This window comes from Enterobacter sp. 04-C-12-SI-ECC, from assembly GCF_047530715.1.
GTDB classification, from domain to species: Bacteria; Pseudomonadota; Gammaproteobacteria; order Enterobacterales; family Enterobacteriaceae; genus Enterobacter; species Enterobacter bugandensis.
On sequence record NZ_JBLKDI010000021.1, the window covers coordinates 73,579 to 81,568 of the forward strand.

The 7,990-nt window shown below is 56.8% G+C and carries 7 protein-coding genes; 6 read left to right on the plus strand and 1 reads right to left on the minus strand.

Translation table 11 applies throughout. From position 1 onward, the window contains the following. Positions 1 to 91 precede the first annotated feature (91 nt). The 3 genes from traF to pspG all read left to right on the plus strand — a co-directional run bounded on the left by traF (position 92) and on the right by pspG (position 2,807). The gene (gene traF, locus ACMWL8_RS21245; RefSeq protein ID WP_153657273.1) at positions 92 to 1,351 is read left to right on the plus strand and encodes a conjugal transfer protein TraF; all 1,260 of its coding nucleotides are present in this window, start codon (positions 92 to 94) and stop codon (positions 1,349 to 1,351) included. 82 nt (positions 1,352 to 1,433) lie between these two features. Further along, a complete protein-coding gene (gene dusA, locus ACMWL8_RS21250; protein WP_045260943.1) occupies positions 1,434 to 2,429 on the plus strand; it encodes a tRNA dihydrouridine(20/20a) synthase DusA in 996 nt (331 codons plus the stop codon). A 135-nt stretch (positions 2,430 to 2,564) separates the two neighbouring features. Then, the gene (gene pspG, locus ACMWL8_RS21255; RefSeq protein ID WP_028015168.1) at positions 2,565 to 2,807 is read left to right on the plus strand and encodes an envelope stress response protein PspG; all 243 of its coding nucleotides are present in this window, start codon (positions 2,565 to 2,567) and stop codon (positions 2,805 to 2,807) included. A gap of 184 nt (positions 2,808 to 2,991) precedes the next feature. On the opposite strand, the gene ACMWL8_RS21260 is transcribed toward pspG, so the two are convergent. Then, positions 2,992 to 3,975: a quinone oxidoreductase gene (locus ACMWL8_RS21260; protein ID WP_045260942.1), complete on the minus strand. Its 984-nt coding sequence runs from the start codon at positions 3,973 to 3,975 to the stop codon at positions 2,992 to 2,994. 66 nt (positions 3,976 to 4,041) lie between these two features. Here ACMWL8_RS21260 and dnaB point away from each other — a divergent pair, with 66 nt between their 5' ends. From dnaB to tyrB, 3 genes are all read left to right on the plus strand, one after another. Then, positions 4,042 to 5,454, plus strand: a complete 1,413-nt coding sequence (gene dnaB / locus ACMWL8_RS21265; RefSeq protein WP_008503375.1) for a replicative DNA helicase — start codon at positions 4,042 to 4,044, stop codon at positions 5,452 to 5,454. Positions 5,455 to 5,470: 16 nt separating this feature from the next. Then, positions 5,471 to 6,550 carry an alanine racemase gene (gene alr / locus ACMWL8_RS21270; protein WP_045260941.1) on the plus strand — a complete coding sequence of 360 codons (1,080 nt, stop codon included), beginning with the start codon at positions 5,471 to 5,473 and terminating at the stop codon, positions 6,548 to 6,550. A 109-nt stretch (positions 6,551 to 6,659) separates the two neighbouring features. Beyond that, positions 6,660 to 7,853: an aromatic amino acid transaminase gene (tyrB, locus tag ACMWL8_RS21275; RefSeq protein ID WP_045260940.1), complete on the plus strand. Its 1,194-nt coding sequence runs from the start codon at positions 6,660 to 6,662 to the stop codon at positions 7,851 to 7,853. Positions 7,854 to 7,990: the final 137 nt, after the last annotated feature.

Consider the following 7,990-nt stretch of genomic DNA (forward strand, 5'->3'; position numbering starts at 1 on the left):
ACAGGGGTTATTTCATAACAGACTATAAGACGGGCATACTGTGAAAAAACATTTTAAATTTTCGGTGGTTAGCATCGCTGTCTCCTTGTTTATGGCAAATCAGGCGGGAGCAGCCAATACCTGGACAGAATCACGTAGCGACGCGATGGGGGGCACCGGCGTTGCTTCGGGCAATTATGGTAGCGGGGCGTTAATTAACCCCGCGCTGCTGGCAAAGGCAAAACCGGACGATGACGTGACGGTCATTTTGCCGTCCGTTGGGGTGCAGGTAACGGATGAGGACAATCTTCAGGATGAGATTGATACCATCAACGACAAAATCAATCACTATAAGGATGTGGTTGATAACCTTACGCCAATCGAGGTTATTACTAATCCGTTAGGCTCCATCAACCAGTTCCAGGGCGCGGCCAAAGATCTGGCCGATGAGCTGGACTATCTCAAGGGCAAAACCGCTCGCGCGACGGCAGGAGCAGGCCTTGCCGTGAGTATCCCTAACGATGTGCTTTCCGTGGCCTTTATGGCGAAAGGGTACGCCCATGGCCGGGTAAGTTCGTCTATCGACCAGCAGGATATTGATTATCTGCGCGGTATTCAAAGAAGCAATCTGGTGGCTGCCGGCGTTGCCCTGGACGCTGCGCTGAATGGCACGGACCAGATCACTAAAAACCTCAACTCAACGGCGTCCGGTCGGGCGGCGATTATTTCCGACTACGGTATTGCCGTTGCCCGCCAGTTTGACCTTGGCGGCGTTCCGGTTTCCGTGGGCGTGACGCCAAAACTGCAAAAAAGCTGGATCTATAACTACACCACCTCGATCTACGATTACGACAGTAATAAGTGGAACGATAGCCGCTACCGTACAGACGATACCGGCTTTAACGTCGATGCCGGTATTGCCGCTGATTTTGGCGAAAACTGGACGGTCGGCGTGAGCGGGCAAAACCTGATGTCGCGCGATATCGACACCAAAGATATCCGCATCCGCAACGGGCGTACGGGGGAAGTGGTGAGCTATAAAGACACCTACCAGATCCGTCCGCTGGTGACCGCGGGCGCTGCCTGGCACAACGATCTGGTGACCCTGACCGCCGATGGCGATCTGACCGAAACCAAAGGCTTTAAGAGCGAAGATACGTCGCAATATGTTGGGGTCGGTGCTGAAGTGACTCCGCTGAGCTGGCTGGCTGTGCGTGCCGGTTATCGTGCGGATATGAAAGGGAACGACAGCAACGTCTTTACCGGCGGTGTCGGTTTCGCGCCGTTCAATACCGTTCATGTTGACCTGATGGGCCTGTATGGCGAGGACGAAACCTGGGGCGCAGGGGCTCAGCTGAGCATGACGTTCTAAAGTACACCGGAGGCGCTGCGCCTCCGGCTTTTCTTTGTGCTATAGTAGCGCCCCTTTTCCACCAGATGCTTAAAACTTCGCCATGTCGTCAGAACACCAGACCGCTTTTCCTGCACACCGTTTCTCTATTGCGCCAATGCTCGACTGGACGGACAGACACTGCCGCTATTTCCTGCGCCAGCTCTCCCGCCATACGCTGCTGTACACCGAAATGGTGACCACGGGCGCAATTATTCACGGTAAGGGCGACTACCTGGCATACAGTGAAGAAGAGCATCCGGTTGCGCTGCAGTTGGGGGGCAGCGATCCGGTCGCGCTGGCCCAGTGTGCAAAGCTGGCGGAAGAACGCGGCTACGACGAGATCAACCTGAACGTCGGCTGCCCTTCCGACCGCGTGCAAAACGGCATGTTCGGCGCCTGTCTGATGGGCAACGCACAGCTGGTGGCGGACTGCATCAAAGCGATGCGCGATGTGGTCTCCATTCCGGTGACGGTCAAAACCCGTATCGGCATCGACGACCAGGACAGCTACGAATTCCTGTGCGATTTCATCAATACGGTGTCAGGGAAAGGCGAGTGTGAGATGTTTATCATCCACGCCCGCAAAGCCTGGCTTTCAGGCCTTAGCCCGAAAGAGAACCGTGAGATCCCGCCGCTGGACTACCCGCGCGTGTACCAGCTGAAACGTGATTTCCCGCACCTGACGATGTCAATCAACGGCGGTATTAAGTCGCTGGAAGAGGCGAAAGCGCACCTTGAGCATATGGATGGCGTGATGGTCGGGCGCGAGGCGTATCAAAATCCGGGCATTCTGGCGACGGTCGATCGCGAAATCTTTGGCGTTGCAGGCGCAGACACCGATCCGGTTACCGTCGTGCGTGCCATGTACCCTTACATTGAGCGCGAGTTGAGCAATGGCACCTATCTTGGCCACATCACCCGCCATATGCTTGGCCTGTTCCAGGGTATTCCGGGCGCGCGCCAGTGGCGTCGCTACCTCAGTGAGAACGCGCATAAAGCCGGTGCCGATATTGAGGTGCTGGAGCATGCGCTGCGGCTGGTGGCGGATAAGCGATAATTTCGCTAAAAGATCGTCAAATTCACCACGCCCTGCGGATCCTAGCGGGGCGTTTTTCTTTAAGAACAATATGTTAGCTTTGGCATGATTCTTGTAATGATTGCAGCATCATTCGGGAACTCGTGGGAGAGCACCATGCTTGAACTACTTTTTGTGATTGGCTTTTTTGTCATGCTGATGGTCACGGGCGTGTCGCTGCTCGGCATTCTGGCCGCGCTCGTTGTGGCTACGGTAGTTATGTTTATCGGTGGATTATTTGCCCTGACGATCAAACTGCTGCCGTGGCTGCTGCTGGCTATCGCCGTGGTGTGGGTAATACGGGCGATTAAAGCGCCAAAACTGCCGACTTATCAGCGCAATAACCGCTTCCGTTACTAAGGTATTGAGGGGTTCGTCACATACTTGTAACTTTTCCGGCAGCATGGCTTAGAACAGAATAGGATTTACTTATCGAATCTGTCACTATGGCTGCCGCTACAGAATTCATCGAGCTGTACCCTACATACAGCCGAACTAAAAAAAGAAAGGGCTTCCCACGGGAAGCCCAATTTCTTTTTGGGGGTCAGGGAATTAGCAGACTTGAACCCTGCGTCGCCCGGCTTTCCAGCACCTCATGCGCGCGCTGCGCATCGGTTAGCGGGTATTTCTGCGCATCCGCCACATCTACCTTAATCACGCCGCTGGCTATTAGCGAGAACAGCTCGTTGCTGGCTTCCTCCAGTTCTTCCCGGTTGGTGATGTAACCCTGCAAAGAAGGGCGCGTCACGTACAGCGACCCTTTCTGATTCAGAATGCCGAGATTGACGCCGGTGACAGCGCCTGAGGCGTTACCAAAGCTCACCATCAGCCCGCGACGCTGCAGGCAGTCCAGCGACGCTTCCCAGGTGTCTTTCCCCACCGAGTCATACACGACGCGTACTTTTTTGCCGCCGGTAATCTCTTTTAGCCGCTCGACGATGCTCTCTTCCCGGTAGTTGATCACCTGCCACGCGCCCGCGTCCAGCGCACGCTGGGCTTTTTGCGCACTGCCTGTGGTACCGATCAGCTTCGCGCCTAAGGCTTTCGCCCACTGGCAGGCGATGAGCCCGACGCCGCCCGCCGCGGCATGAAACAGGAACTGCTCGTCGGGTTTAATCTCGTAGGTTTTACGCAGCAGGTAGTAAACGGTTAAGCCTTTCAGGAAGGAGGCCGCCGCCTGCTCAAAGGAGATGGCGTTAGGCAGCAGGGCGGCTTTGTCCGCCGGGACGTTGTGGACGGAGCTATAGGCGCCCAGGGCAGACTGTGCATACACCACACGATCGCCTTCTTTGATGTGCTTAACCGCACTGCCCACTTTGCTGACGATGCCGGCCGCTTCAGTGCCCAGGCCGCTCGGCATTGACGGAGGCGGGTAGAGACCGCCGCGAATATAGGTATCAATGTAGTTAATGCCGATAGCTCTGTTTTCCACCTGAATTTCGTTCTCGCCAGGCGCAGCGGGGGTAAACTCCACTGCTTTCAGCACTTCAGGACCGCCGTGTTTCTGGAACTCAATGCGCGTTGCCATGCTCCCTCCGTAAGAAAAATATGGTAATCTTTCGACCCACTCTTTATCTCGGTAACTCCATTCACTATGGCAGGAAACAAACCCTTCAACAAACAGACTGAACCTCGCGAGCGTGATTTCCAGGTCGCAGGGTTAAAAGTCCCGCCGCACTCGATTGAAGCGGAACAGTCGGTGTTGGGCGGTTTAATGCTGGATAACGAACGCTGGGACGACGTCGCCGAGCGCGTAGTGTCTGAAGATTTCTACACCCGTCCGCACCGCCATATCTTTACCGAAATGGCGCGCCTGCAGGAGTCCGGCAGCCCGATTGACCTGATCACGCTCGCGGAATCGCTGGAGCGTCAGGGGCAGCTGGACAGCGTCGGCGGCTTTGCCTACCTGGCAGAACTGTCAAAAAATACGCCAAGTGCGGCGAACATCAGCGCTTACGCCGACATCGTGCGCGAACGTGCCGTCGTTCGCGAGATGATCTCGGTAGCGAACGAAATCGCCGAAGCCGGATTCGACCCGCAGGGCCGCACCAGCGAAGACCTGCTCGACCTTGCCGAGTCCCGCGTCTTCAAAATCGCCGAAAGCCGCGCCAACAAAGACGAAGGCCCGAAAAACATCGCCGACGTGCTCGACGCCACCGTTGCGCGTATAGAGCAGCTTTTCCAGCAGCCGCACGACGGTGTGACCGGGGTGAACACCGGCTATGACGATCTGAACAAAAAAACTGCCGGTTTACAGCCGTCGGATTTAATTATCGTCGCGGCGCGTCCGTCGATGGGTAAAACGACATTTGCGATGAACCTCGTCGAAAATGCGGCGATGCTACAAGATAAGCCCGTACTTATTTTCAGCCTTGAGATGCCCTCTGAGCAGATCATGATGCGTTCTCTGGCATCCCTGTCGCGCGTGGATCAGACCCGCATCCGTACCGGCCAGCTCGACGATGAGGACTGGGCGCGCATCTCCGGCACCATGGGCATTTTGCTGGAAAAACGGAACATCTATATCGATGACTCCTCCGGCCTGACGCCGACGGAAGTGCGCTCCCGCGCGCGCCGCATCGCCCGTGAACACGGCGGCATCGGCCTTATCATGATCGACTACCTTCAACTGATGCGCGTCCCGTCGCTCTCCGACAACCGTACGCTGGAAATTGCAGAGATTTCCCGCTCGCTCAAGGCGTTAGCTAAAGAGCTGCACGTGCCGGTAGTGGCGCTGTCGCAGCTTAACCGCTCCCTGGAACAGCGTGCAGACAAACGCCCGGTCAACTCCGACTTGCGTGAATCCGGCTCCATTGAGCAGGATGCCGACTTAATCATGTTCATCTACCGTGATGAGGTCTATCACGAGAACAGCGACCTGAAAGGGATCGCCGAAATTATTATTGGTAAGCAACGTAACGGCCCCATCGGTACGGTACGTCTGACCTTTAACGGCCAGTGGTCGCGTTTCGACAACTATGCCGGTCCTCAATATGATGATGAGTAATTTCTAAGGAATTCAAATGCAAGCGGCAACTGTTGTGATTAACCGCCGCGCTCTGCGACACAACCTGCAACGTCTGCGTGAACTGGCGCCCGCCAGCAGGCTCGTTGCAGTCGTGAAAGCGAACGCTTACGGACACGGTCTTCTTGAGACCGCGCGAACGCTCCCCGATGCCGACGCCTTTGGCGTCGCCCGTCTCGAAGAAGCTCTCCGCCTGCGCGCAGGCGGCATTACGCAACCGATTCTGCTCCTTGAAGGCTTTTTTGAAGCCTCGGATCTGCCGACCATTGCAGACCAGCAGCTGCACACGGCGGTACACAACGAAGAACAACTGGCCGCGCTGGAAACGGCTGAACTGAGCGAGCAGGTCACCGTCTGGATGAAGCTCGACACGGGCATGCACAGGCTGGGCGTGCGTCCGGAAAACGCGGAGGCGTTTTATCAGCGTTTGTGCCAGTGCAAAAATGTGCGTCAGCCGGTCAATATCGTCAGCCACTTTGCCCGTGCCGATGAGCCCGAATGCGGCGCAACCGAGCAGCAGCTTGATATCTTCAACACCTTCTGCGAAGGCAAGCCGGGAATGCGCTCCATTGCGGCATCCGGCGGCATTCTGCTGTGGCCGCAGTCCCACTTCGACTGGGCGCGTCCGGGCATTATCCTGTATGGCGTTTCCCCGCTTGAGAATAAACCCTGGGGGCCGGACTTAGGCTTTAAGCCGGTGATGTCGTTGGTATCAAAGCTGATTGCCGTGCGGGAGCACAAAGCGGGCGAGCCGGTGGGTTACGGCGGTACCTGGACCAGCGAGCGCGACACGCGGCTTGGCGTGGTGGCGATGGGCTACGGCGACGGCTATCCGCGCGCGGCACCAACGGGCACGCCGGTGCTGGTCAATGGTCGTGAAGTGAAAATTGTCGGCCGCGTGGCGATGGACATGATTTGCGTGGATCTTGGGCCCGGCGCGCAGGATAAAGCGGGCGACGATGCGGTGATGTGGGGTGAAGGTCTGCCCGTTGAACGCATTGCTGAGATTACAAAAGTGAGTGCTTACGAACTTATTACGCGTCTGACGTCGCGGGTGGCGATGAAATACATCGACTAAGCTTTAACGGGATGCGATGCATCCCGCTTCTGTTAACATCCCCTCGATCTTATTCCGCTTCCGGTTTATTGTTGAAAACCCTGCCTCATAATAATCCGGAGAACATCGCGTGTTTCAGAAAGTAGACGCCTACGCCGGCGACCCTATTCTCTCCTTGATGGAGCGTTTCAAAGAAGATCCTCGCAGCGATAAAGTGAACCTCAGCATCGGTCTGTATTACAACGAGGATGGCATCATTCCTCAACTGAAAGCCGTTGCCGAAGCCGAAGCACGTCTTAACGCAACCCCGCACGGTGCTTCGCTTTATTTGCCGATGGAAGGGTTAAACACCTACCGTAATACGATTGCGCCGCTGCTGTTTGGTGCGGACCACGCGGTGCTCGCGCAAAAGCGCGTGGCGACTATCCAGACGCTGGGCGGCTCGGGTGCGCTGAAGGTAGGCGCTGATTTCCTGAAAAAATATTTCCCGGATTCCGGCGTGTGGGTCAGCGACCCGACGTGGGAAAACCACGTGGCCATCTTTGAAGGCGCGGGCTTTAAGGTCGAGACCTATCCGTGGTTCGACAGCGAAACCAATGGCGTGCGCGTCGAAGCGCTGCTGGAAAAACTGAACACCCTGCCGGCGCGCAGCATCGTGCTGCTGCACCCATGCTGCCATAACCCAACGGGTGCGGACCTCACCAATGCCCAGTGGGATGCGGTGATCGAGGTGCTGAAGGCACGTAACCTGATCCCGTTCCTCGACATCGCCTATCAGGGCTTTGGCGCGGGCATGGAAGAAGATGCTTACGCCATCCGCGCCGTTGCCAGCGCCGGGCTGCCAGCGCTGGTCAGCAACTCCTTCTCAAAAATCTTCTCTCTCTACGGCGAGCGCGTTGGCGGTCTGTCCGTGGTGTGTGAAGACGCCGAAGCCGCGGGGCGCGTTCTCGGCCAACTGAAAGCGACGGTCCGCCGTATTTACTCCAGCCCGCCGAACTTTGGTGCGCAGGTGGTGGCGACCGTTCTGGGAGACGAACAGCTGAAAGCCACCTGGCTTGCGGAAGTGGAAGCGATGCGCAAGCGCATTCTGTCGATGCGTCAGGAACTTGTTAACGTGCTGAAAGAGGCGGTGCCGGGGCATAACTTCGACTATCTGCTCAAGCAGCGCGGGATGTTCAGCTATACCGGACTGAGCGCGGCACAGGTCGATCGCCTGCGTGACGAGTTCGGCGTCTACCTGATCGCCAGCGGCCGTATGTGCGTGGCGGGCCTGAATGCCGGCAACGTCCAGCGCGTGGCGCAGGCGTTTGCTGCTGTAATGTAAATGCTCACTATCCCAGCCCTCTCCCCGTGGGTGTACAGTCCGGGGACATGGTAGACAGGTGTTCGGGGACATGGTGAACACTTTTTAACATCCTTTACCCATGGTGATCGACTTTTTCTTCAGGTCGATCACCCCCA